The organism is Sphingomonas sp. LC-1, from assembly GCF_025371035.1.
Lineage (GTDB): Bacteria > Pseudomonadota > Alphaproteobacteria > Sphingomonadales > Sphingomonadaceae > Sphingomonas > Sphingomonas sanguinis_E.
Genome location: NZ_JANZXB010000002.1, coordinates 80,391 through 102,118, shown reverse-complemented (window position 1 = coordinate 102,118; position 21,728 = coordinate 80,391). Strand labels below are relative to the sequence as shown.

Sequence of the window (21,728 nt, the reverse complement as noted above, 5' to 3'; positions counted from 1 at the left end):
CTTCCGCCATGCTCCCCATGGCCCTCCCGTGCCGGGGACGATTTATCCCCCGTGACTCCGCCCGAAATCCTCGCGGGCGTCGTCCTGGCCTTGGTCGATGATCGAGCGACGGATGGCGCGGGTGCGGCTGAACAGGTCGAACAGGGTATCGCCATCGCCCCAGCGGATCGCGCGCTGGAGCATCGTCACATCCTCTGTCAGGCGTTGTAAGATCTCCAGCACCGCCTCGCGATTGTTGAGGAACACGTCACGCCACATGGTCGGATCGGAGGCGGCGATCCGGGTGAAGTCTCGAAAACCGCCAGCGGAGAACTTGATGACTTCGCCTTGCGTCACGTCTTCCAGGTCGGAAGCGGTGCCCACGATCGAATAGGCGATCAGGTGCGGAACGTGGCTGGTCACCGCCAGGACGAGGTCGTGATGGCGCGGTGTCATCAACTCGACATTCGCGCCCAGCGCTTCCCAGAAGGCGCGCAGCCGGGCGACCGGGGCTTCGGGGCAATGTTCCTCCGGGGTCAGGATGCACCAGCGGCCGCGGAACAAGGTCGCAAAGCCGCTTTCCGGGCCGCTATTCTCCGTGCCTGCCACCGGATGGCCGGGGACCAGCATCGCATCCGGCAAGACGGAACGCAGCGCCGCGACCACACTTTCCTTCGACCCGCCGACATCGCTGACGATCGCCTCGGCGGGCAGGTCGTCGGCGAACGTGGCCGCGACCGCCGCCATGGCGCCGACGGGCACGCACAGCATCACCAGATCGGCATCGATCACTGCCGCACCCGCGCTGTCGGCGACATCGTCACACAGGTCGATCCGCCGTGCCGTCTCGCGCACGCCGGCATCGGCGTCATAGCCGGTGAGCCTCGCCGTGGGCATGTTCGCGCGCACCGCGCGCGCGACCGAGGAGCCGATCAGCCCCAGGCCGATGATGGTGATCCGGGCAAAGGGCAGCATCAGTCCGCAGCCATCCGGCGGAGCGCGGCGATCACGCCCTTCACCTCATCCTCGGTGCCGATGGTGATGCGCAGGGCATGGCCCAGCCCCTGGCTCGGCAGCCAGCGGACGATGTAACCCGCGTCCATCAGTCCATGATAGGCGCGCTCTGCGGTCAATTTGCCCTCGAACAGGACCAGCGAGAAATTGGCCTTGGATGGCACGCAGCGAAGCCCGGCATTGCCGAGGTTTGCGATCTGCTCCTCGAACCAGGCCAGCCAGCGGGCGTTATGGGCACGCGACGATTCTACGAAGGCGCGGTCGCGGATCGCCTCGATCGCGGCGTTCTGCCCGGCGATGGTCACGTTGAACGGCGCGCGGATGCGGTGCAGCGCATCGATGATCGGCGCGGCGGCATAGCCCCAGCCGATCCGCTCGGCGGCGAGGCCATGGATCTTGGAGAAGGTGCGCGAGACCAGCACGTTCGCCGCGCGTTCGGCCAGCGCCAGCCCGCCATCATCCTCGCCCTCGGCCAGATATTCGGCATAGGCCTGGTCGAGGACCAGCAGGACATGGGGCGGCAGCCCGGCGTGCAGCCGGGCGATCTCACCCGCGCCAGCATAGGTGCCGGTCGGATTGTTGGGATTGGCGACGAAGACGACCCGTGTCTTGTCCGTGACGGCCGCCAGGATCGCGTCGACATCGGTGGCGTATTCGTGATCGGCGACCACCACCGGCTCCGCCCCGACGCGCCGGGTGGCGATCTCGTACACGGAAAAGCCGTAGCGGACATGGATGACCTCATCCCCCGGCCCCGCGAACGCACCCGCCGCAAGGTGGAGAATCTCGTCCGAGCCGGTGCCATAGATGATTCGCGCCGGGTCGAGGCCGTGGACCGCGCCGATCGCCTCGCGCAGCGCGGTCGCGCCCGCATCCGGATAGCGCTCTAGATTCCGCGCGGCGGCGGCGAAGGCGGTGCGCGCCTTCTCGCTGGTGCCCAGCGGATTCTCGTTGGACGAGAGTTTGGCGACCTTGCGCCCGTCATCGGTCGTCGCGCGGCCGGGGACATAGGGCGCGATCGCCTTGACCCAGGAGATCGGTTCGGGGGCGGTAAGCTCGGTCATGGCAAACGCCATAGCGGCCATGGCCTTGCGTTGCCAAGCATCGCGGCCTAGCGGATAGGGCTCCATGGCCGCTTCCGTTTCCGCACAATCCCTTGGCGACGACCAGCGTTTCGGTCTGTCACGCCATATCGTGCTGCCCGGGCCGCTTCGGCTCGATGGCGGGGGGCTGCTGTCGCCGGTCGAGATCGGCTATGAGACCTATGGCACGCTGAATGCCGATGGCTCGAACGCGATCCTGATCTGCCACGCGCTGACCGGCGACCAGCATGTCGCCTCGCCCCATCCGCGCACCGGCAAGCCTGGCTGGTGGACGCGGCTGGTGGGGGAAGGCAAGCCGATCGATCCGGCGCGGCATTTCATCATCTGCTCGAACGTGATCGGCAGTTGCATGGGATCGTCCGGCCCCGCGACCACCGATCCCTCCACGGCCGAACCCTGGGGAATGCGCTTTCCCGTCATCACCATCCGCGACATGGTGCGCGCGCAAGCCATGCTGCTCGACCATCTGGGCGTGGGGCAGTTGAAGGCGGTGGTCGGCGGATCGATGGGCGGGATGCAGGCGATCAGTTGGGCCGCGACCTTTCCCGAGCGGGTCCGCGCCTGCGTCATGGTCGCCTCGACCGCCAGGCATTCGGCCCAGAACATCGCGTTCCACGAGGTCGGGCGACAGGCGATCATGGCCGACCCGAAATGGCGCGGCGGCGCCTATTACGAGGCCAACGATCCCCCGGCGGCGGGTCTAGCGGTCGCGCGGATGGCGGCGCACATCACCTATCTGTCCGAGGCAGGGTTGACCGAGAAGTTCGGGCGGCGGCTCCAGGCACGGCCCGATCGGCCGGACGGCGCCAAGAGCTTCGGTTTCGACGCCGATTTCCAGGTCGAAAGCTATTTGCGGCATCAGGGGTTGAGCTTCGTCGACCGGTTCGACGCCAACAGCTACCTCTACATCACCCGCGCGCTGGATTATTTCGATCTCGCCGAGGAGCATGGCGGGCTGCTCGCCAACGCCTTTCGGGGGACGAAGACCCGCTTCTGTCTGGTCAGCTTCGACACTGACTGGCTCTATCCGACCTCCGAGTCGCGTGCCGTGGTGCAGGCGCTCAACGCGGCGGGCGCGGCGGCGAGTTTCGTGGAATTGTCGAGCCCCTATGGCCATGACGCCTTCCTGCTCGAAGCGCCCGAGATGAACCGGGTGATCGACGGCTTCCTGCGGGCCGAGCCATGAGCGAGATGCTTCGCCCCGATCTGGCGATCATCGCCGCGCATGTCGCACGGGGCGCTCGCGTGCTCGATATCGGATGCGGCGACGGGCAGTTGATGGCGGCGCTGCGCGACGATTCGGGCGTGGATGCGCGGGGGCTGGAGATCGACCCGGTCAACGTCGCCTCCGCCGTCGCGCGCGGGCTGGCCGTGGTGCAGGGCGACGCCGACGTCGATCTGGCGGGCTATCCCGACAAGGGGTTCGACTATGCGATCCTCAGCCAGACGCTTCAGACCGCGCGTGCGCCCGACCAGGTGCTCGACCATCTGCTGCGCATCGGCCAGCGGGCTTTCGTGTCCTTCCCCAATTTCGCGCATTGGCGGGTGCGGCTGTCGCTTTTGTGGGGCGGGCGGATGCCGGTGACGAAATTGCTGCCCGAACAATGGTATGACACGCCGAACATCCATCATGTGACGATCGACGACTTCCGCGCCTTCGTCCGGCAGCGGCGGATTACTGTGGAGGGAAGCTGGTTCCTGTCGCGCGGGCGACCCACCAGTGCGGCGGCGGCGAACGTCCGCGCGGAGCACGCCGTATTTTTGTTGCGTCGTTAGAACCGCTACACAGTCGGAACTTTATTTCGATCAAGGCCGTTATTGGCGAAAGTGACGGGAATTTGACATGAGACAAACCGCCCTGATCGTGGAAGACGAAATTTTCGTGGCCCTCGATCTAGAGCGCATTCTGACCGATGCGGGCTATCAGGTGGCCGGCATAGCGGCAGACAGCCGCACCGCCTTTGAGACCGCGCCGGGTTGCTCCTTTGCCTTTGTCGATGTGAACCTGCGCGACGGGGCGACAGGCCCCGACATCGCACGTCGGCTGGCCGACGATTATGGGGTGAAGATCGTCTTCGTCACTGCCAACCCCGCCCAGATTTCGACCGATATCGAAGCGCTCGGCTATATCCGCAAACCGTTTAGCGAGCGGGCGATCCTGGCGGCGGCGGCCATGGCCACCGGTTCCGCCGCGGACATGATGTCCGAGGAATTGATGCCGCTCAAGCTGGCGATGTAAAGCCTCTCCCGCCGGGGCCTTTCATGGCCCAGGCCTCTTTGCCAATCCATGATCATGCGTTCGGAAAGCTGCTCAGCGGCCGGGGCCCAGCCCCGCCGGACGGCTGAACGCGGCCAGCGGGACCTCGATCGTCACGACCAGTCCTTCCGCACGCCAGTCGCGCCCGACCGTGCCGCCCAATTGCCGCACCGCCGACAGCTCGACCAGTTGCGATCCGAATCCGATCCGGGTCGGCGCGGCATCGAGCGCGGGGCCGTCATGCTCCTGCCAGCACAGCGTCACCATGTCGTCGCGCCGCGTCACCGTCAGCACGACATGCCCGGTCATGACCGATAGTGCGCCATATTTGGAGGCGTTGGTCGCCAGCTCGTGGAACAACAGCGCCAGCGGCGTCGCCGAACGGTCGTCGACCGGCACATCGTCCCCGTCCAGCCGGATGCGCGCCTCGGTATCGCCGCGATAGGGCTCGAACAGATCGCCGAGCAGGCCGTGGAGCGAATCCTGCCGCGCCTTGGGCTGCGACTGCGGACTATGGGGGCGGACGAAGTCGTGCGCACGGCCCAGCGCGGTGATCCGGTCGCGCAGGTCGCTGGCGATCGCGCCAAAGCCCGGATGGCTGCGCGCGGCAAAGGCGATCAGGCCGGAGATCACCGCAAAGATATTCTTGATCCGGTGGCTCAGCTCCTGGCTGACGATCTCGCGTTCTTCCAGTGCCAGCTTCTGTTCGTGAATGTCGGTGCAGGTGCCGAACCAGCGGGTGATCTGCCCGTTCGCGTCCCGGATCGGCAGCGCGCGGCCCAGCACCCAGCGATAGGTGCCGTCGCGATGCCGCAACCGATATTCGATCTGATAGGGATCGCCGGTCGCCAGGCTATGACGCCATAGCGTCCAGGCGCGCTGCTGGTCGTCCTCATGGAACATGCCGTTCCAGGCCTCGCCATCGGTCGAGCCGTCGGGCATCCCCGTAAACTCATACCAGCGCGCATTATAATAATCGTGAAAGCCGTCGGGCAGCGTCGACCAGACCATTTGCGGCATGGTGTCGGCCAGGGTTCGAAAACGCTGCTCGCTATCGGCAACGCGCGCCTCGGAGGCCTCGACCGTCTGTTCATGCTCGCGCTGGGCACGACGGTCCTGCAACCGGCCCATGACGGCGGTCGCCAGGATCTCCAGACCGCGCTGCTGGAATGGGGTCAGCCCCTGCGGTCGGGGCTCGGGCGAGATGACGCAGATCGCGCCCAGCGGCACCCCCTCATGCGACAGGAGCCGCGCACCCGCATAGAAGCGGATATAGGGCGGCCCGGTGACGAGGGAGAAATCGGCGAAGCGCGGGTCGGCGCGCGCATCCGGCACCACCATCGTCGCCTCGCGGCCGATCATCGCATGGGCGCAGAAGGATGTATCGCGAGGCGACTGATCCGCCTCCAGCCCGACCACGGCGAGAAACCGTTGGGTCTCCTCCTCGACCAGGCTGACCAGTGCCACCGGGGTTGCGCAGAGTTCGGCGGCAAAGGCCGCCAGATCGTCCAGGTGCCCGCTTTCGCGATACCCCGCCAGGTCATAGGATCGGATCATCGCCGCGCGCCGTTCGTATGTCAACACCGATGGGTCGAGCATATCCGTCTTCCCATCCGTCTGGCCGAATATCAGGCCGGTCCTAAAACCTTCTCGATCCATCCTCGCACCATGGAACCCGTGCCCCGATCAGAAGGGAACGTCGTCATCCAGATCGTCGGCGAAACCGCCGCCCTGTCCGAACCCGCCACGATTGCCACCGTTCCCGCCCGAGGACGAAGAACCGCCGCGCTGACCGCCGCCATAGCCGCCGCCCGACGATCCGCCGCCGAATCCGCTCGATCCGCCGCCAAAGTCGCCGCCGCCGAAATCATCGCCACCGCCGAAATCGCCGCCGCCACGGCTACCGCCGCCGCCCTGACCGCCACCGGGGCCGTCGAGCATGGTCAGCACCGAGTTGAAGCCCTGCAGCGTCACTTCGGTCGAATAGCGGTCATTACCCTGTTGGTCCTGCCACTTGCGGGTGGTCAGCGCGCCTTCGATATAGACCTTCGAGCCCTTGCGCAGGAACCGCTCGGCGACGTTGGCGAGACCTTCGTTGAAGATCTTGACCGTGTGCCACTCGGTCTTTTCCTTCCGCTCGCCGCTATTGCGGTCCTTCCACGATTCGGACGTGGCGATGCGCAGCTCGACCACCTTGCCGCCATTCTGGAAGGAGCGGCTCTCGGGATCGCGTCCCAGATTGCCGACGAGAATCACCTTGTTGACGCTGCCCGCCATGTATTCAGTCCCGTGCTTGGTTCAGAGGCCGGCGAAAACAGCCAGCCAATATGTGATGCCCGCCATGACATAAGCGGTCACGAAAAGGTACCCCACCATGAAGGCGGGCCAGCGCCATCCGTTGGTTTCCCTTCGCGTCACCGCGATGGTCGAGATGCACTGGGGTGCGAAGACGAACCACATCAGGAAGGCGAGCGCGGTGGGCAGCGACCAGTTGCGCTTGAGCTTGTCGGTCATCGCCTTCTGCCCGCCCTCATGCTCGGTATCGTCGATGGCGTAGACGGTGCCGATTGCGGCCACCGCCACTTCGCGTGCCGCCATGGCGGGGACGAGTGCCAGGGAGATATCGCGGTTGAAGCCGATCGGGCGCACCACGACCTCGATCCCGCTGGCGATGCGACCCGCAACCGAATAATCGACCGGCGAGATGCCCGAGCCTTCCGGCGGCTTGGGGAAGGACAGCAGCGCCCACAGGATCACGGTGGTCAGCGCGATGGTGGTGCCCGCGCGCTTCAGGAAGATCAGCGCACGGCTCCACAGGCCGAGCAACACGTCGCGGATATGCGGCCACTGGTACTTCGGCATCTCCATCATGAAGCCCGACGACGCGCCCTTGGTGACGGTACGCCGGAGCAGCAGCGCGGCGACGAACGCACCGACAATGCCCATCAGATACAGGCCGAGCAGCACCAGCCCCTGTAGCCCGACAAAGGGCAGCACCTGCCGGTCGGGAATGAATGCGCCGATGATGATGGTGTAGACGGGCAGGCGCGCCGAACAGGTCATCAGCGGCGCGATCAGAATGGTGGTCAGCCGGTCCTTCTCGTCATCGATCGTCCGCGTCGCCATGATGCCCGGCACCGCACAGGCGAAGGACGACAGCAGCGGAATGAAGGCGCGGCCCGACAGCCCGACCTGCGCCATCAGGCGGTCCATCAGGAAGGCGGCGCGGACCATATATCCGCTCGCCTCCAGCACCAAGATGAACAGGAACAGGATCAGGATCTGCGGCAGGAAGACGATGACCGCGCCGACACCGGCGATCAGGCCATCGGTGATGAGGCTGCGGAACCAGCCCTCGGGCAGGGCGGCGCCGACCTGGGCCTCCAACCAGACAAAGCCCTGCTCGATCCAGCCGACCGGCGCTTCGGACCAAGCGAAGACCGCCTGGAACATGACGAAGAGCAGCGCGACCAGCAGGATCGGCCCCGCAATGGGGTGCAGCGCGACCGAGTCGAGCATGTGCGTCCAGCGGCGGACGGGCGTCTCCGCCACGGTCGCCGCCGCCGCGATCTGGCGGGCGCGGCGTTGCAGCGTGACGATGTCGTCGATCTGGTCGGCAGGGGCGATCGGACGGGCACGCTCCTCGGACACCAGCCGGTCGACCTCGGCCTTCAGCGCATCGAGGCCACGGCGGCGCACCGCGACGGTCGGGATCACCTTCACGCCCAGTTCGCGCGCTAGAATATCGGGATCGAGCGTCAGCCCGTCACGCTCGGCCAGATCGACCATGTTTAGCGCGACCACCACCGGCAGGCCCAGAGCGATCAGTTGCAGCGCGAAGCGCAGATGATTGTCGAGATTGGCGGCATCGACCACCACGACCAGCGCATCCGGGCGCCGCTCGCCCGCCTGCGACCCCATCACGACATTGCGGGTGACCTGCTCGTCCAGGCTGCCCGGATCGAGACTATAGGCACCGGGCAGGTCGACCAGTTCGACCGGTCGGCCATCCTCCAGCACGAGGCGGCCCGAATGCCGCTCGACGGTGACGCCGGGGTAATTTCCGACTTTCTGCCGCGCGCCGGTCAGCGCGTTGAACAGGGCGCTTTTGCCGGCATTGGGATTGCCGACGAGCGCAACCAGCGGTGCGGCGTTCATCAGATCAGGCGAACCTCAAAAATTCAGGCGCCGGTCGCGACGCGGATCGATGCCGCAACCCGGCGACGCAGCGCCACGGTCATCCGGCCGATCCGGCAGGCGATCGGCCCACCGCCCAGCGTTGCGCGGTGCAGCACCTCCACACCCACGCCTTCATCGAAACCCAGTTCGCGCAGCCGGCGCGCCTCGGGCAGCGCCAGCTGAGTCCAGTCGATCGCGGCCACGGTCGCCGGTTGCCGCCGGGGAAGGGTTTCGAGACTGCTGAGCATCGCCATGGAGACTACATAACCCCAGTGCGATTGATTATCAATTACCCGTTGATGAAATGGATGTCGGGGTTTGGGGCGTGGCCTTAGACTTCGCTCAGCCTGAGCGAAGTCTAAGGCCAGGGGAATCCCTCAACCCCGAACCGCCTCACACCGCCGGATAGCGCAACCGCCCGATAAACCGCGACAGGCTGGGCATATTCTCGCCCCGCTTGACCATGCCGGCCTTCCATTTCTCGAACCGCATGATCCCCTCGATCCGGCGAGCCAGGAAGGCGCGGGTGTCGGCATGCCCTTCGCTCTCGTCGTTCAGGAAGGCAGCGATGGTCGCGGCATAGACGGCGAATAGCGTCGCGCGCTTGGTATAGTGATTATAATCGGTCGCCGTATCGCCCGCCTGCGCCCAGATCGTGTCGACCGTCCGCCAGCCGAGTCGCGCCCCGCTCGCGGCATTTTGCGGCATGGCGAGAATGGTCAGCGCGCGGCGCAGCGCCTCGCGATTGGGGGCGAGGGCCTCCAGTCTTGCTTCGACCAGTGCGGTGATGCGCTGGCGGATCTTCATCGCGGCGGCCTGTTCGCGCGGCACCGCCGCGACCATCGCGGCATCGATCGCGGCAAACCAGGCGTCGATCATCGCGACCGGCCCGTCCTTGAAGGCGAGCCGGGCGATGTCGCGGTCGATACCGGCCGCATCCGCCGCCATGTCGCGCGCTTCGTCGCCCCAGCCGTCGAACGCGGCGTTGGACGCGATGCCGTCGGCCAGCGCAACGCGCACCTCGTCGAGGGTCAGGTCTTGAACATCGGTCATGGCAATCTCGGTCATAGGCTTCTCTCGTCGTCCCTATCGTCCGGCTTGGCAACCGCCTTGGATGATCCGCGCCGCACCAGCACCAGCGCGACCGCCACCATCGCTACCCCCGCCAGATCGGGCAGGGCCAGCGTCTCGCCATAGACGATCCAGCCAATCGCCGTCGCCACCATCGGCTGTACCAGCAGCGCGAGACCGACGACCAGCGGGCTGAGCAGCCCCAGCGCATAGATCATCAACCCCTGGCCGATGATCTGGCTCCCCAGCGCCAGCAGGATCAGCGGGCTCCACTGATCGGGCCATACCCGCTCGCCCAGTACCACCGCGAAGACGAACAGTGGCACGATGCTGGCCAGTGTCGACCAGGCGAGCGCCGGCACCGGCGGCATGGCGACGCGGACCCGCGACATCAGGATGAAGTAAAAGGCATACAGCACCCCCGCGAGCACGCATAGAAGATCGCCGACCAGATGGCGCGGATCGACCTGATAGCTACGCCCCATCAACAGCCCGGCCCCCACCGCCGCCAGGATCAGCGCGATCCCCTGCATCCGCGAGGGCCAGGCGCGTGCGACCAGAAAGCCATAGAGCGGGAAGATGAAGGTCGCCGAATTGCCGAACAGCGTGGCGTTGGCCATCGTCGTCTGGCGGATGCCGATATGCCAGGCGCCCAGATCGCCCGCAAAGGCGATCCCGCCGATCAGCAGCAGCGCCCAGAGCCCGGCCTGCCCCCGGCCCGGCATACGCGGCCGCGCGGAGCCTAGCAGCGTGACCAGCACCAGCACGGGCGCGGCCAGCGTGATCCGCCAGAAGGCCGAGGCGACCGGCCCGGTATAGGCCATTCGCACCAGCAGCGGCCCGAAGGCGAGCGCGACATTGGCGAGGATGACCGCCGCGAAGGCCAGAGGCGGCGTGGTGGTGGGCCCGCTCCGGTCCGAAAGACGAACGCTTTCAGACAATTCACTTTTTCTTGGGGGGGCGGATACGGGCATGGGCTCCCTTAACGTCCTATCTGCGTTGCGTCAGGCCGGAAAGGCCACAGAAGGATTTGATTTTGATGCCAACGCTGTTCGATCCCATCGATCTGGGTGCCATTCACGCGCCAAACCGCATCCTGATGGCCCCGCTGACCCGCGCGCGGGCGACGCGCGAGGCGGTGCCGACGCCGATCATGGCGCAATATTATGCCCAGCGGGCGAGCGCGGGCCTCATCATCTCCGAGGCGACCGGTATCAGCCGCGAAGGCCTGGGCTGGCCCTATGCGCCGGGCCTTTGGACCGACGAACAGGTCGAGGCGTGGAAGCCCGTCACCGCGGCCGTGCACAAGGCGGGCGGCCGGATCGTCGCACAGCTCTGGCATATGGGCCGCCAGGTGCACAGCTCGGTGACGGGGATGCAGCCGGTCTCGTCCTCCGCGACCCGGACCGAGGGGCAGGCGCATACCTTCGAGGGCAAGCAGGATTTCGAGACCGCCCGGCCGCTCGAACTGTCCGAGATTCCGCGTCTGCTCGATGATTATGCGCTCGCCACCCGCAATGCGCTGGCCGCCGGGTTCGACGGGGTGCAGATCCATGCCGCCAATGGTTATCTGATCGACGAATTCCTGCGCGACAACGCCAATCATCGCGAGGATGAATATGGCGGCTCGCCGGAGAACCGCATCCGCCTGCTCCGCGAGATCACCGAGCGGGTGATCGCGGTCGCGGGCAAGGAGCGGGTCGGGGTGCGCCTGTCGCCCAATGGCGACAGCCAGGGCGTGGACGACAGCGATCCGGCCTCGGTCTTCGTGCCCGCCGCGAAGATGCTGTCGGACCTTGGCATCGCCTTTCTCGAACTGCGTGAGATCGGGCCGGATGGTACCTATGGCAGCACCGACGTACCCAAGCTGTCGCCGCAGATCCGCGAGGTCTTTACCGGTCCGCTGATCCTCAACAGCGATTTCGACAGCCGGGAAAAGGCGCAAGGAGCGCTCGATTCGGGCGTGGCGGATGCCATCGCGTTCGGTCGCACCTTCCTGGCCAATCCGGACCTGCCCGAACGACTGCGCACCGATGCGCCGCTGACCCAGAGCGACATGAAGACCTGGTACAGCCAGGGGCCGGAGGGATATATCGACTATCCGACGCTCGACGAGCAGGCCCGCGCGGCGTGAGTGACGGGGGGCGGGGGTGATTCTCCCGCCCCCGCAGTATCTCTCCTGACCTATATTCCCTGCTCCGTTCAGCCTGAGCGAAGTCGAAGGCCAAGGGAGTCCGAAGCCGCGAGCCCAAAGCGTAGGCAGCGACTTCGCCCAGCGTGAACGGAGGTGGGGGTTATTCGGTGGTATCCAGCCCGTCGAGAAAGGCGGTCACCTGATCGCGCACCGTCTCGCGGCTCTTGGAATTGAACAGCAGCAGCGGTGCTCCCCAGACGATGGGAATGGCGAACGCCAGCAACACCCAGATGACCACCATCGCCACCAACCCGGCTCCGGCATAGCGCAACTTCTGCATCGCGCCTGTATCCAGCGTCAGCGTGCGCGGCCCCTTGGCGTCGTAGAAGCTATCGGTCGCCCAGCTTCCCCCGCCGTCGAAGCGCAGCTTCTCCGGTAGCTGGAATCGCGGCTTGCTCGGCGAGGCGATCGGGCGCGGCGTCGGCGTCCGCTGCGCGGGCGGCGATTTGCCCGCCTGGGTGTCGATCACTTCCAGCCGCCGGCCCCGCTCGACGACGCGAAAGCGGGTGGGCGGCATGTCGGTCATGCGGAGGCTGTACCCCGCCGGGCGCGCCATTGGTCGGCGCTCTGGCCCCAAGCGTCAACGCGAAAGGACTCAAGCGGTGCGGGCAGGCGAGTCGGTCCCTCGTTCACCGCCCCCAGCCGCTGCGCCAGCCTGATCGAGCCGATATTCTCCGGGTCGATGGTGTGGATCACATGGTCCCAGCCCAGCACATCGATGGCATAGTCGATCGCCGCGACCGCCGCCTCATGGGCATAGCCGCGCCCGGCGAACTCGCGCGCCACGCCCCAGCCGACTTCGCGGCCCGGCCAGCCCTCGGGCTGCCAGGGCCCGATCCGGCCGACCCAGCGGCCGGTGGCGCGCTCGATCACCGAGAACATCGCGAAACCGCGCACGCTCCACGCGCCCACCATGGTGCACAGGCCTCGCCATGCCGCACCGCGCGCCTGCACGCCGCCCAGGAAGCGCATCGTGTCCTCCTCGGCATGGAACGCCGCCCAGGCCTCGAAATCCTCCGCCGAGGGGAGCCGTAAGGTCAGCCGCTCGGTCTGGAGGATGGGCGATGTCACCCGAACCGGCCCTTGAGCGCCAGCATGGCGAGCGCCGCCTTGGCCGCCTCACCGCCCTTGTTCTTCTCGTCCGGCTTGGCGCGGGTCAGCGCCTGCGCTTCGTTCTCGGTGGTGATGATGCCGTTGCCGATGGGCAGGCCATCCATGGTCAGAGCCATCAGCCCGCGCGCGCTCTCGTTCGAGACGATCTCGAAATGATAGGTCTCGCCGCGGATCACCACGCCGATCGCGACGAAGGCGTCGTAACGCCCCGTGTCCGCCGCCATCGCCACCGCGCCCGGAATCTCCAGCGCGCCGGGGACGGTGATCGTCTCATGGCTGTGGCCCGCCTCCTCGATCGCGGCGCGCGCGCCCGACAGGAGCAGGTCGTTCAGATGCTCGTAGAAGCGCGCCTCGACGATCAACACATGCGCCATCAGGCGTCTCCCTCAAAATTTTCGATGCGACGTTCGCCGACGATCGACAGGCCGTACCCGTCGAGCCCGATCAGCGTGTGATGGGTGTTGGTCAGCAGCACCATGTCCTGCACGCCCATTTCGGCCAGGATCATCGCGCCGACGCCGTAATCGCGCAGTTCCTCCATGTCGATCTGCACCTCCTCGCCCGCTTTCAGCCGGACGGCGGTGGTGAAGGCGTCGGTGCGCGGGCGGTTGATGACGACGATCACGCCCGAGCCCTCCTCGGCGATCATCCGCATCGACTTGGCGAGCAGATGGCCGCGCGGCCCGGCCTCGCCGAACATGTCCGCAAAGGGCGTCATGGCGTGCATCCGCACCAGCACCGGCTTGTCGGTGTCCAGCTTGCCCTTGACCAGAGCGACCTGCTCGGTGCCCGTCGCCTTGTTGCGATAGGCACGCGCGGTCCAGGTGCCGCCCCATTCGCTCTCGAACGTGGCTTCGGATTGCAACTCGACCAGATGGTCGTAGCGGCGACGATAGGCGATCAGGTCGCGGATCGTGCCGATCTTGAGATTGTGGAGCTGCGCGAAGGAGACGAGGTCGTCCATCCGCGCCATCGTCCCATCCTCGTTCATGATCTCGCAGATCACGCCCGAGGGGTTGAGCCCCGCCAGCCGCGCGACATCGACCGCCGCCTCGGTATGGCCGGCGCGCACCAGCACGCCGCCGTCGCGCGCGACCAGCGGAAAGACATGGCCGGGCGTGACCAGCGAGTCGGGGCCTTGGCTCGCGTCGATCGCCACCGCGATGGTCCGTGCGCGATCGGCCGCCGAAATGCCGGTCGTCACGCCCTCGCGCGCCTCGATCGAGATGGTGAAGGCGGTTTCGTGCCGCGTCCCGTTCTTGGGGCTCATCAGCGGCAGGCCGAGCGTGTCGACCCGCTCGCGCGTCATGGCGAGGCAGATCAGGCCGCGCCCGTGCCGCGCCATGAAGTTGACCTTCTCGGGTGTCGCCATCTGCGCGGGGATGACCAGATCGCCTTCATTTTCGCGATCCTCGTCATCGACCAGGATGAACATGCGGCCGTTGCGCGCCTCGTCGATGATCTCTTCGGGGCTGGACAGGAAGCCGCGCCGCAGGCCGGCCAGAGCGTCGGGATTAGCGGCCACGATAATGCTCCATGCGCTGCAGGTAACGGGCGAGCACATCGATCTCGATATTGACGCGCTGGCCTTCCACGATGCCGCCCAGCGTGGTGACCGCGGCGGTGTGCGGGATGATGTTCAGGCCGATCACCGTGCCGTCGTTCGTATCCTCGACACTGTTGACGGTCAGCGAGACGCCGTCGATCGTGACCGAACCCTTGGTCGCCATGAAGGGGGCGAGGTCGGACGGAACGGCCACGAAGACGCGGTGCGATCCGCCTTCCTCGGCAACCGATATGACCTGACCGACGCCATCGACATGGCCGGTGACGATATGACCGCCCAACTCGTCGCCCAGCTTCATCGCGCGTTCGAGGTTCAGGCGCTGGCCGCTGATCCACTGGTCGGCGGTGCGCCCGATCGTCTCGGCCGAGACGTCGACCGCAAACCAGTCGGGGCCTTTCTCAACCACGGTCAGGCAGACGCCTGAACAGGCGATCGACGCGCCCAAGTCGATGGTCGCCGTATCATAGGCGGTGGCGATGACGACTCGCGTGTCGCCGCGCGCCTCGACGGCGGTGACGGAGCCGATGTCGGTGACGATCCCGGTAAACATATCAGTCGCGCTCGTAGACCTCCAACCGGTCGCTGCCAAGCATCCGCGAGTCGGCAAGGCGCCAGCGGCCATGCGCATCGGCCAGCCTGTGCAATCCGATATCGCCCAGCGCCGCGCGACCCTCGCCGATCAGGATCGGCGCGCGATAGAGGAGCAGCCGATCGACCAGATCGGCGGCGAGGAACGCCGAGGCAGTTTGCGCGCCGCCCTCGACCATGAGACGGTCGACGCCCGCCAGATCGGCGATGGCATGGGGGGAGGGGATCGTTTCCCAACCGGGTGCGGGGGTGCGGGAGAGCAGGATTCGGCGGGGGCTGCGGTCTTCCAGGCCCGGCAGGCGGACGTCTAGCCTGGGCACATCCGCCTCCAGCGTTCCACGCCCGACCAGAATCGCCTCGTGGCGGCTGCGCTCCAAATGGGTATGGGCGCGGGCTTGCGGGCCGGTGATCCAGCGGCTCTCGCCATCGGGCCGCGCGATCCGGCCGTCGAGCGAGGTGGCGAGCTTCAGCGTGACGAAGGGGCGACCCCTGGCCCGGCGGGTCAGGAAAGCCGCGATCATCGCGCGTGCCTCTGCCTCACGCACGCCGGTCGTCACCGAAATCCCGGCGGCGCGGGCGCGGGCAAAGCCCTGGCCGTTGGTCCGGGGATCGGGATCGCCCATCGCCGCGACGATTCGTGCGACTCCGGCGGCGATCAGCAGGTCGGTGCAGGCGGGGCCGCGGGGCGAGACATGGGCACAGGGCTCCAGCGTGACATAAGCGGTCGCCCCACGCGCCGCCTCGCCCGCCTCCGCCAGCGCCATCGCCTCGGCATGGGGGCGCCCGCTTGGCTGCGTCCATCCGCGCCCCAAGACGCGACCGTCACGAATCAGGATGCAACCGACATTGGGATTGGGCGCGGTCCGCCCGACGCCGCGACCCGCCAGGGCCAGCGCGGCGCCCATCCAGCGATGATCGGTCAGATGCCCCACTTGTTCAGCGCATCGTCCACACGTTTGAATTCGGCCTGGCGCTGTTCCTTGGCGGCCTTTTCCTCGGCCAGCCGCTGCTTCTTCTTTCCATAATCGATCTTCTGCTGCGCCCGGATCTCCGCATCGGTGCGGTCGGCGCGCCATTGTTCGACATAGATGATGTCCGGCTTATACGGCACCGGCACATAATCGTCGCGGGCGAAGGCATAGATGAAGAAGCCGGTGATCCCGATCGCGATCATCAGGAAGACCAGCTCATAGGGCTGGCGCTGCGACAAGAAGAATCGCAGGTCGCGGATCGCGCGAACGGGGGAGAAGCGGCCGAAGAACGACATGGGGAGAAGATAGGCGCGGCGCGCGCGGGATGCCAGTGGGGATGGGAATGCGGCTCGGCGTCGTTTTCGAAAAGCCTCTCTCCCGGCCCGGGGACGGGGGAGGCAAAAGCCGTTCGCGGTCCGCCTGTCCAATGGGCGTGATCCACCACACGCACAAAAAAGGGCGGCCGCATCGGCGACCGCCCTCTTCATTCCGGTGATGGAACCCTTCGCGGATTAGGCGACGGTCTTCATCTTTTCGGCGGCGACCGCGAAGCGGTTGCTCAGCGGCTGGGCGATCTCGCCAGCCAGCTTCATCATCGTCTCGGTCGAGCGCGAGGTCTGCGCGACCATCGAGTCGAAGGCCGAACGGGCGAAGTCCGACTGAAGCTTCAGAAACTCGGTCGGCGACTTGACCGACGACAGGGTCTGGAGCGTCTGGGTCGCGGTTTCGAACGAACGCTTGGCATAGTCCGCCGCGCCCTGGCCCAGCGACTCGGCGCCCTTGGCGGCGATCTTCGACGATTCGACGACCGCTTCCAGATTGCCCTTGTTGAAGGCGACCATGTCCTCGAACAGCTTGGCGCTCTTCTCCATGGTAGCCTGGGTGCGGGCCTGGGCGTCGCCGAAAAAGGCCTGGGTCTTGGCGGCGGTGTCCTGGGCGGCGTTTTCGATGGTGCTCGTGGCGTCCATGATCATGTCCTTGGGCTTTGAGTCCGCCGAAACCGCGGCGGTCGGGGAAGAAATTTCGGGGGTCTCCGCCACCCGAGCCGGTGCCGGAGCGGGCTTGGGCGGCTCCACCGGCTTGGCTTCGGGCGCCACCGCCACCGGCTTGGGGGCAGGCTTGGGCGCGGCGACCTTCGGAGCCTTGGGCGTCGGGGCAGGCTGCGCGACCTTTACGGCCAGCGGCAGGCTCGGGCTCTCAGGCGCAGCAGTCTCGATGGCGACGGGCTTGGCGGTCGGCGTGGGATCGGAAGGAAGGCCCGGCAGCGTCTTGGCGGCGACTGGCTTGGCCGCGCGACGCGCTTTGGCCGCTGGCTTGGCAACGGTGACGGTCGGCTTGTTCTTGTCCAACAGCACTCTCCCGATTTGTTGCGCTGCACAATAGCGATTCGCGGGCGAAAATCAAGTCCATTGTGCAGTGCAGCAAAAGCGGATCAGCGTTGCCTGACGTAAAGTCCGGGGGCGTCTTCAAGGGCGGGGAGAGAGCCTTGTCCTGGTATGCGCGCGCCTTCCACCACGATGGTGGCGGCGTCGCGGGTGCGAAGCCACGCCGCCCAATCGGGCCACCAGCTACCCTTCGTCTCTTTGGCCCCGGCGACGAACTCGGCGAGCGTTTCGGCGGGCGTATCATTGGTCCAATATTGATATTTGCCCGCCGCCGGAGGATTCACCACGCCCGCAATATGCCCCGACCCCGCCAGCACGAAGCGCAAGGGGCCGGTAAAGGCCTCGGTGATCTTCCACACGCTTTCGGGCGGGGCGATATGATCCTCTCGCCCCGCCTGGATATAGGCCGGGGTCGCCACCTTGGTCAGATCGAGCGGCACCCCCGCCACCGCCATCGCGCCCGGCGTCATCAAAAGATTGTCGCGGTAAAGGTCGGTCAGATAGCTGAGATGCCATTTGGCGGGCAGGTTGGTGACGTCGCCATTCCAGTGGAGCAGGTCGAACGGCATATAATCGCGCCCGAGCAGATAGTTGTTGGTGACGTAATTCCAGATCAGGTCGCGCCCGCGCAACAGGTTGAAGGTCGCCGCCAGATAGCGTCCGTCGAGGAAACCATCGGGCGACAGCGCGCCGATCAGCGCCAGTTGCTCGTCATCGACGAAGTGGAGCAGCTCGCCCGCCTTCGAGAAATCGACCTGCGCGGTGAAGAAGGTGGCGCTGGCGACCTTGGCCGCCTCGCCTTTGGCCGAAAGATAGGCGAGCGTCGCGGCGAGCGTGGTGCCCGCGACGCAGTAGCCGACGGTATGGACCGCTTCCACGTCGAGCAGGTCGCGCACCGTGTCGATCGCGTCGACCTGCGCGGTGACGTAATCGTCCCAGATCACGTCCTTCATCGTGGCGTCGGCGGATTTCCACGACACCATGAAGACGCTGAACCCCTGGTCGACCAGCCATTTGATCAGGCTCTTCTCGGGCGCGAGGTCGAGGATGTAGAAGCGGTTGATCCAGGGCGGAAAGATCAGGATCGGCACCGCCGCGACCTGCCCGGTGGTGGGCGTGTACTGGATCAGTTCGTAAAGCGGCGTGCGCTTCACCACCTTGCCCGGCGTGGCGGCCAGATTGCGGCCGACCTCGAATGCGCGCGAATCGCTATGGGTGAGCTGCCCGCGGCCCAGATCGGCGAGCATGTTTTGCAAGCCTTTCAACAGATTCTCGCCGCGCGTCTCGACGATCTTGTCGAGCACTTCCGGGTTGGTCGCCGGAAAATTGGTCGGGCTCATGGCGTCGACAAAGGCGCGCGCGGCGAAGCGGATCTGCTCCTTCTGCTTGGGCTCCACCCCCTCCAGCGCGTCGACGCCGCGCAGCATATGGTCGGAGATCACCTGATAGCTTTGCCGAATCCAATCGAAGAGCGGCGACTGCCACTGTTCCGCCTTGAATCGGCGATCGGGCTTGGGGGCCATGCTGGGTTCGGCGGCCGGGTCGATGAAGCGTTGCCACAGCTTCATCGAATCGGACCAGAAGTCGCGGACCCGTTCGACGGTGGCGGGGTCGTTGAAGCCCGGCACCACCGGCACGCCCTCGGGCGGCGGGGTCAGCGCGGCCTCCATCATCATCTGCTGCGCCCGGCCCATCACCCAGGTCCAATGCTGCAATTCTTCCAGGGTCGGCAGGGCGCCTGTGGAATTGGGGGCTGTCGCGTGGGCGGCCGTCATCGCATCCTCTCGTTCGTTTGGGCCCACTCTAGCGTCAGGATATTGCGCCGTCATGTCGGGTCGCGTTGTTCAACGAAAGGCGCTAAGTATCGGGTCCCAATTCGTTACACAGAGGGACCCATGTCCGAAGAGTTCTACCGCATCAAGCGCCTGCCACCCTATGTCATCGCCGAAGTCAACGCGATGCGGGCGGCGGCGCGCGCGGGGGGCGAGGACATCATCGATCTGGGCATGGGCAATCCCGACCTGCCGCCGCCGGACCATGTGCTCGACAAGCTCGTCGAGGTGGCCAAGAAGCCCGACGCGCACGGCTATTCCCAGTCCAAGGGGATTCCGGGCCTCCGCCGCGCGCAGGCGAACTATTATGGCCGCCGCTTCGGCGTCGATCTCGACCCCGAGACCGAGGTGGTCGTCACCATGGGGTCGAAGGAGGGGCTGGCGTCGCTGGCGACCGCGATCACCGCGCCGGGCGACGTGATCCTGGCGCCGAACCCCTCCTATCCGATCCACACCTTCGGCTTCATCATCGCGGGGGCGACGATCCGGGCGGTGCCGACCACGCCCGACGAAGCCTATTTCGAGAGCCTGGAGCGGGCGATGCACTTCACTGTGCCGCGCCCCTCGGTGCTGGTCGTGAACTACCCGTCCAATCCCACCGCCGAGACGGTGGACCTGGCCTTTTACGAACGGCTGGTGGCGTTCGCGAAGGAGCATGAGCTGTGGATCCTGAGCGACCTCGCCTATTCCGAGCTATATTATGACGGCAATCCGACCCCCTCGATCCTGCAGGTCAAGGGCGGCAAGGACGTCGCGGTCGAGTTCACCTCGCTGTCCAAGACCTATTCGATGGCGGGCTGGCGGATCGGCTTCGCGGTCGGCAACAAGAAGCTGATCGCGGCGATGACGCGGGTGAAGTCCTATCTGGATTACGGCGCCTTCACGCCGATCCAGGCGGCGGCCTGCGCCGCGCTCAACGGACCGCAGGACATTGTCGAGCGGAACCGTCAGCTTTACCACAAGCGTCGCGATGTGCTGGTCGAAAGTTTCGGGCGTGCCGGGTGGGACATCCCTTCCCCCCGCGCCTCGATGTTCGCCTGGGCCCCGCTACCCCCCGCACTGGCGCATCTGGGCAGCCTGGAATTCTCCAAGCAGTTGCTGACCGAGGCCAAGGTCGCGGTGGCGCCGGGCGTCGGTTATGGCGAGAATGGCGAGGGCTTCGTCCGCATCGCCATGGTCGAGAACGAGCAGCGGCTCCGCCAGGCGGCGCGCAACATCAAGCGCTATCTGCAATCCATGGGCGTCAACACGCCGGGTTCGGCCAAGGCGCTGTAAGGATGCGGGCGGCGGCAGGGTGATTCCCCGCCGCCGCCTGGCCTGTCGCATAGGCGACCGGGCTGCCGGCGTGGCGAACGCGCTTGATCGCATACATGGCGGCATCCGCCTGCTCGATCAGGGAATCGAGATTGCCATCGACCCACCCCCGCGACAGGCCGATGCTGAGCGAAGGATAAAGGGGTCCGTCCGCCAGGGCCGCGACCGCGCGGTCGAAACGGTGGGACAGCCGGGTCGCGATCGACCGCACCGTCACTTCGTCATGATCCGGCAGGATGCACAGGAACTCGTCGCCGCCGATCCGCACCAGGGTGCCGCCCGTTCCCATTTCCCGCTGCGCGAGATCGGTCAGCATCCGCAGCGCCGCATCGCCCGCCGCATGTCCCTGTCCATCGTTCAGCGCCTTGAACCGGTCGATGTCGATCAGCAGCAGCGTGACCATGCCGCGAAGCTTCGACTCGATCTCTCCCATGCCGAACCGGTTGAGCGCCCCGGTCAGATGATCCCGCGAAGCCTGTTCGCTCAATCCGCGTTGCACCCGTTCCGCATTGATCAGCAACAGCGCGAAATGGCTGAGCGAGACGAGGATGATGGCGATGCCGATGCTCCAATCGGCGGTCCATTGCGCGGTGTCGGCCCAGCTCGGGTCGTTCCACGCGGCCAGCAACAGCGTGGTGCGCACCACGAACAGCGGTACCGATGCCGCGAACAACAGCCCCATGACCCAGGCGGTCCGCAGCTTTTCCGTTTGCGCGATGGAGATCAGCATCCAGGCGGTGGTCGCGTTCAACACCGTCCGCGTGCCGCCGAGCACGACGATCGGCAGCCGGTAATCATGATCGCTGTACAGCAACAGCAGCACGCTGAAGCTCATCATCCCCGCCAGGAAAAAGATCATCGCGGGTGGTAGGCGACGTCGCGAGAAGATCGACAGGCCGGTGACGCACAAACACAGGCCGGTGAGAAGGAACAGGTCGCTGATCCGCTCCAGAAGGGAAAGCCGGCTGCCGTCGAAACACAGGCCCAGGGCATTGCTCGCGCCGACCAGGATCTTGCCGGTGCCCCACCAATAGGGCCAGCGTCCGGGCTCACGAGCGACCATGCCGGGGAAAAAATGGATCAGCCCGGATAATATGCTGCCGAGCGCCGCCACGACTTGCAGGCTGGCTATATCAAGTGTGAACAATCCGGCCCCCGATT

General features: G+C 66.3%; 23 protein-coding genes. 5 read left to right on the top strand and 18 right to left on the bottom strand.

Going from position 1 to position 21,728, the window contains the following annotated elements; translation table 11 throughout:
* Positions 1-42: 42 nt before the first annotated feature.
* A complete protein-coding gene (locus tag NZL82_RS03220) occupies positions 43-954 on the bottom strand; it encodes a prephenate/arogenate dehydrogenase family protein (protein WP_261268341.1) in 912 nt (303 codons plus the stop codon).
* Entirely contained in the window at positions 954-2,057 is a 1,104-nt protein-coding gene (gene hisC / locus NZL82_RS03215; protein ID WP_261268340.1) for a histidinol-phosphate transaminase, read from the bottom strand. The genes NZL82_RS03220 and hisC overlap by 1 nt, the downstream gene beginning before the upstream one ends.
* Before the next feature lie 64 nt (positions 2,058-2,121).
* Here hisC and NZL82_RS03210 point away from each other — a divergent pair, with 64 nt between their 5' ends.
* The 3 genes from NZL82_RS03210 to NZL82_RS03200 all read left to right on the top strand — a co-directional run bounded on the left by NZL82_RS03210 (position 2,122) and on the right by NZL82_RS03200 (position 4,335).
* Positions 2,122-3,282: a homoserine O-acetyltransferase gene (locus NZL82_RS03210; RefSeq protein WP_261268339.1), complete on the top strand. Its 1,161-nt coding sequence runs from the start codon at positions 2,122-2,124 to the stop codon at positions 3,280-3,282.
* Positions 3,279-3,872, top strand: coding sequence for a methionine biosynthesis protein MetW (gene metW, locus NZL82_RS03205; RefSeq protein ID WP_261268338.1), 594 nt, complete (start codon positions 3,279-3,281; stop codon positions 3,870-3,872). Before NZL82_RS03210 ends, metW begins: the two co-directional genes overlap by 4 nt.
* Before the next feature lie 67 nt (positions 3,873-3,939).
* Positions 3,940-4,335 carry a response regulator gene (locus NZL82_RS03200; RefSeq protein ID WP_261268337.1) on the top strand — a complete coding sequence of 132 codons (396 nt, stop codon included), beginning with the start codon at positions 3,940-3,942 and terminating at the stop codon, positions 4,333-4,335.
* A 72-nt stretch (positions 4,336-4,407) separates the two neighbouring features.
* Here the strand turns inward: NZL82_RS03200 and NZL82_RS03195 are convergent, their stop codons facing one another.
* From NZL82_RS03195 to NZL82_RS03170, 6 genes are all read right to left on the bottom strand, one after another.
* A complete protein-coding gene (locus NZL82_RS03195) occupies positions 4,408-5,952 on the bottom strand; it encodes a sensor histidine kinase (RefSeq protein ID WP_261268336.1) in 1,545 nt (514 codons plus the stop codon).
* An 87-nt stretch (positions 5,953-6,039) separates the two neighbouring features.
* Entirely contained in the window at positions 6,040-6,630 is a 591-nt protein-coding gene (ssb, locus tag NZL82_RS03190) for a single-stranded DNA-binding protein (RefSeq protein WP_261268335.1), read from the bottom strand.
* A 21-nt stretch (positions 6,631-6,651) separates the two neighbouring features.
* Positions 6,652-8,511 (bottom strand): ferrous iron transporter B, encoded by a 1,860-nt coding sequence (locus tag NZL82_RS03185; RefSeq protein WP_261268334.1) that lies wholly within the window; start codon positions 8,509-8,511, stop codon positions 6,652-6,654.
* Between the two features lie 23 nt (positions 8,512-8,534).
* On the bottom strand, positions 8,535-8,786 hold the full coding sequence (locus NZL82_RS03180) for a FeoA family protein (protein ID WP_042488197.1): 252 nt from the start codon (positions 8,784-8,786) through the stop codon (positions 8,535-8,537).
* Between the two features lie 139 nt (positions 8,787-8,925).
* Complete coding sequence (locus NZL82_RS03175; RefSeq protein ID WP_261268333.1) at positions 8,926-9,600, bottom strand: COQ9 family protein; 675 nt, start codon at positions 9,598-9,600, stop codon at positions 8,926-8,928.
* Positions 9,597-10,577 (bottom strand): DMT family transporter, encoded by a 981-nt coding sequence (locus tag NZL82_RS03170; protein ID WP_261268332.1) that lies wholly within the window; start codon positions 10,575-10,577, stop codon positions 9,597-9,599. Before NZL82_RS03170 ends, NZL82_RS03175 begins: the two co-directional genes overlap by 4 nt.
* A 65-nt stretch (positions 10,578-10,642) precedes the next feature.
* Between NZL82_RS03170 and NZL82_RS03165 the strand changes: the two genes are divergently transcribed.
* Positions 10,643-11,737: an alkene reductase gene (locus NZL82_RS03165; RefSeq protein WP_261268331.1), complete on the top strand. Its 1,095-nt coding sequence runs from the start codon at positions 10,643-10,645 to the stop codon at positions 11,735-11,737.
* A gap of 160 nt (positions 11,738-11,897) precedes the next feature.
* Here NZL82_RS03165 and NZL82_RS03160 read toward each other — a convergent pair whose 3' ends face one another.
* The 9 genes from NZL82_RS03160 to NZL82_RS03120 form a co-directional block, all read right to left on the bottom strand.
* The gene (locus NZL82_RS03160) at positions 11,898-12,323 is read right to left on the bottom strand and encodes a hypothetical protein (protein WP_261268330.1); all 426 of its coding nucleotides are present in this window, start codon (positions 12,321-12,323) and stop codon (positions 11,898-11,900) included.
* A complete protein-coding gene (locus NZL82_RS03155; RefSeq protein WP_261268329.1) occupies positions 12,320-12,868 on the bottom strand; it encodes a GNAT family N-acetyltransferase in 549 nt (182 codons plus the stop codon). The genes NZL82_RS03160 and NZL82_RS03155 overlap by 4 nt, the downstream gene beginning before the upstream one ends.
* Positions 12,865-13,284, bottom strand: coding sequence for a 6,7-dimethyl-8-ribityllumazine synthase (ribH, locus tag NZL82_RS03150; protein ID WP_076714215.1), 420 nt, complete (start codon positions 13,282-13,284; stop codon positions 12,865-12,867). Before ribH ends, NZL82_RS03155 begins: the two co-directional genes overlap by 4 nt.
* Positions 13,284-14,435, bottom strand: coding sequence for a 3,4-dihydroxy-2-butanone-4-phosphate synthase (ribB, locus tag NZL82_RS03145; protein ID WP_261268328.1), 1,152 nt, complete (start codon positions 14,433-14,435; stop codon positions 13,284-13,286). The genes ribH and ribB overlap by 1 nt, the downstream gene beginning before the upstream one ends.
* Positions 14,425-15,027 (bottom strand): riboflavin synthase, encoded by a 603-nt coding sequence (locus NZL82_RS03140; RefSeq protein WP_261268327.1) that lies wholly within the window; start codon positions 15,025-15,027, stop codon positions 14,425-14,427. The genes ribB and NZL82_RS03140 overlap by 11 nt, the downstream gene beginning before the upstream one ends.
* Before the next feature lies 1 nt (position 15,028).
* A complete protein-coding gene (ribD, locus tag NZL82_RS03135; RefSeq protein ID WP_261268646.1) occupies positions 15,029-15,970 on the bottom strand; it encodes a bifunctional diaminohydroxyphosphoribosylaminopyrimidine deaminase/5-amino-6-(5-phosphoribosylamino)uracil reductase RibD in 942 nt (313 codons plus the stop codon).
* Positions 15,971-15,984: 14 nt separating this feature from the next.
* The gene (locus NZL82_RS03130) at positions 15,985-16,332 is read right to left on the bottom strand and encodes a hypothetical protein (protein ID WP_261268326.1); all 348 of its coding nucleotides are present in this window, start codon (positions 16,330-16,332) and stop codon (positions 15,985-15,987) included.
* Positions 16,333-16,548: 216 nt separating this feature from the next.
* Positions 16,549-17,391, bottom strand: coding sequence for a TIGR01841 family phasin (phaP, locus tag NZL82_RS03125; protein WP_405051338.1), 843 nt, complete (start codon positions 17,389-17,391; stop codon positions 16,549-16,551).
* Positions 17,392-17,468: 77 nt separating this feature from the next.
* Positions 17,469-19,196, bottom strand: a complete 1,728-nt coding sequence (locus NZL82_RS03120; RefSeq protein ID WP_261268324.1) for an alpha/beta hydrolase — start codon at positions 19,194-19,196, stop codon at positions 17,469-17,471.
* 120 nt (positions 19,197-19,316) lie between these two features.
* Here NZL82_RS03120 and NZL82_RS03115 point away from each other — a divergent pair, with 120 nt between their 5' ends.
* On the top strand, positions 19,317-20,528 hold the full coding sequence (locus tag NZL82_RS03115; RefSeq protein WP_261268323.1) for an LL-diaminopimelate aminotransferase: 1,212 nt from the start codon (positions 19,317-19,319) through the stop codon (positions 20,526-20,528).
* Here NZL82_RS03115 and NZL82_RS03110 read toward each other — a convergent pair.
* Positions 20,497-21,714: a GGDEF domain-containing protein gene (locus NZL82_RS03110; RefSeq protein WP_261268322.1), complete on the bottom strand. Its 1,218-nt coding sequence runs from the start codon at positions 21,712-21,714 to the stop codon at positions 20,497-20,499. The two genes, NZL82_RS03115 and NZL82_RS03110, sit on opposite strands and share 32 nt — an antisense overlap.
* Positions 21,715-21,728: the final 14 nt, after the last annotated feature.

Excerpts from the sequence above, each read along its gene's own strand:
- NZL82_RS03220 (WP_261268341.1), bottom strand. The coding sequence starts at position 954 with ATGCTGCCCTTTGCCCGGATCACCATCATCGGCCTGGGGCTGATCGGC.
- hisC (WP_261268340.1), bottom strand. The coding sequence starts at position 2,057 with ATGACCGAGCTTACCGCCCCCGAACCGATCTCCTGGGTCAAGGCGATC.
- NZL82_RS03210 (WP_261268339.1), top strand. The coding sequence starts at position 2,122 with ATGGCCGCTTCCGTTTCCGCACAATCCCTTGGCGACGACCAGCGTTTC.
- metW (WP_261268338.1), top strand. The coding sequence starts at position 3,279 with ATGAGCGAGATGCTTCGCCCCGATCTGGCGATCATCGCCGCGCATGTC.
- NZL82_RS03200 (WP_261268337.1), top strand. The coding sequence starts at position 3,940 with ATGAGACAAACCGCCCTGATCGTGGAAGACGAAATTTTCGTGGCCCTC.
- NZL82_RS03195 (WP_261268336.1), bottom strand. The coding sequence starts at position 5,952 with ATGCTCGACCCATCGGTGTTGACATACGAACGGCGCGCGGCGATGATC.
- ssb (WP_261268335.1), bottom strand. The coding sequence starts at position 6,630 with ATGGCGGGCAGCGTCAACAAGGTGATTCTCGTCGGCAATCTGGGACGC.
- NZL82_RS03185 (WP_261268334.1), bottom strand. The coding sequence starts at position 8,511 with ATGAACGCCGCACCGCTGGTTGCGCTCGTCGGCAATCCCAATGCCGGC.
- NZL82_RS03180 (WP_042488197.1), bottom strand. The coding sequence starts at position 8,786 with ATGGCGATGCTCAGCAGTCTCGAAACCCTTCCCCGGCGGCAACCGGCG.
- NZL82_RS03175 (WP_261268333.1), bottom strand. The coding sequence starts at position 9,600 with ATGACCGAGATTGCCATGACCGATGTTCAAGACCTGACCCTCGACGAG.
- NZL82_RS03170 (WP_261268332.1), bottom strand. The coding sequence starts at position 10,577 with ATGCCCGTATCCGCCCCCCCAAGAAAAAGTGAATTGTCTGAAAGCGTT.
- NZL82_RS03165 (WP_261268331.1), top strand. The coding sequence starts at position 10,643 with ATGCCAACGCTGTTCGATCCCATCGATCTGGGTGCCATTCACGCGCCA.
- NZL82_RS03160 (WP_261268330.1), bottom strand. The coding sequence starts at position 12,323 with ATGACCGACATGCCGCCCACCCGCTTTCGCGTCGTCGAGCGGGGCCGG.
- ribH (WP_076714215.1), bottom strand. The coding sequence starts at position 13,284 with ATGGCGCATGTGTTGATCGTCGAGGCGCGCTTCTACGAGCATCTGAAC.
- NZL82_RS03140 (WP_261268327.1), bottom strand. The coding sequence starts at position 15,027 with ATGTTTACCGGGATCGTCACCGACATCGGCTCCGTCACCGCCGTCGAG.
- ribD (WP_261268646.1), bottom strand. The coding sequence starts at position 15,970 with ATGGGCGCCGCGCTGGCCCTGGCGGGTCGCGGCGTCGGGCGGACCGCG.
- NZL82_RS03130 (WP_261268326.1), bottom strand. The coding sequence starts at position 16,332 with ATGTCGTTCTTCGGCCGCTTCTCCCCCGTTCGCGCGATCCGCGACCTG.
- NZL82_RS03120 (WP_261268324.1), bottom strand. The coding sequence starts at position 19,196 with ATGACGGCCGCCCACGCGACAGCCCCCAATTCCACAGGCGCCCTGCCG.
- NZL82_RS03115 (WP_261268323.1), top strand. The coding sequence starts at position 19,317 with ATGTCCGAAGAGTTCTACCGCATCAAGCGCCTGCCACCCTATGTCATC.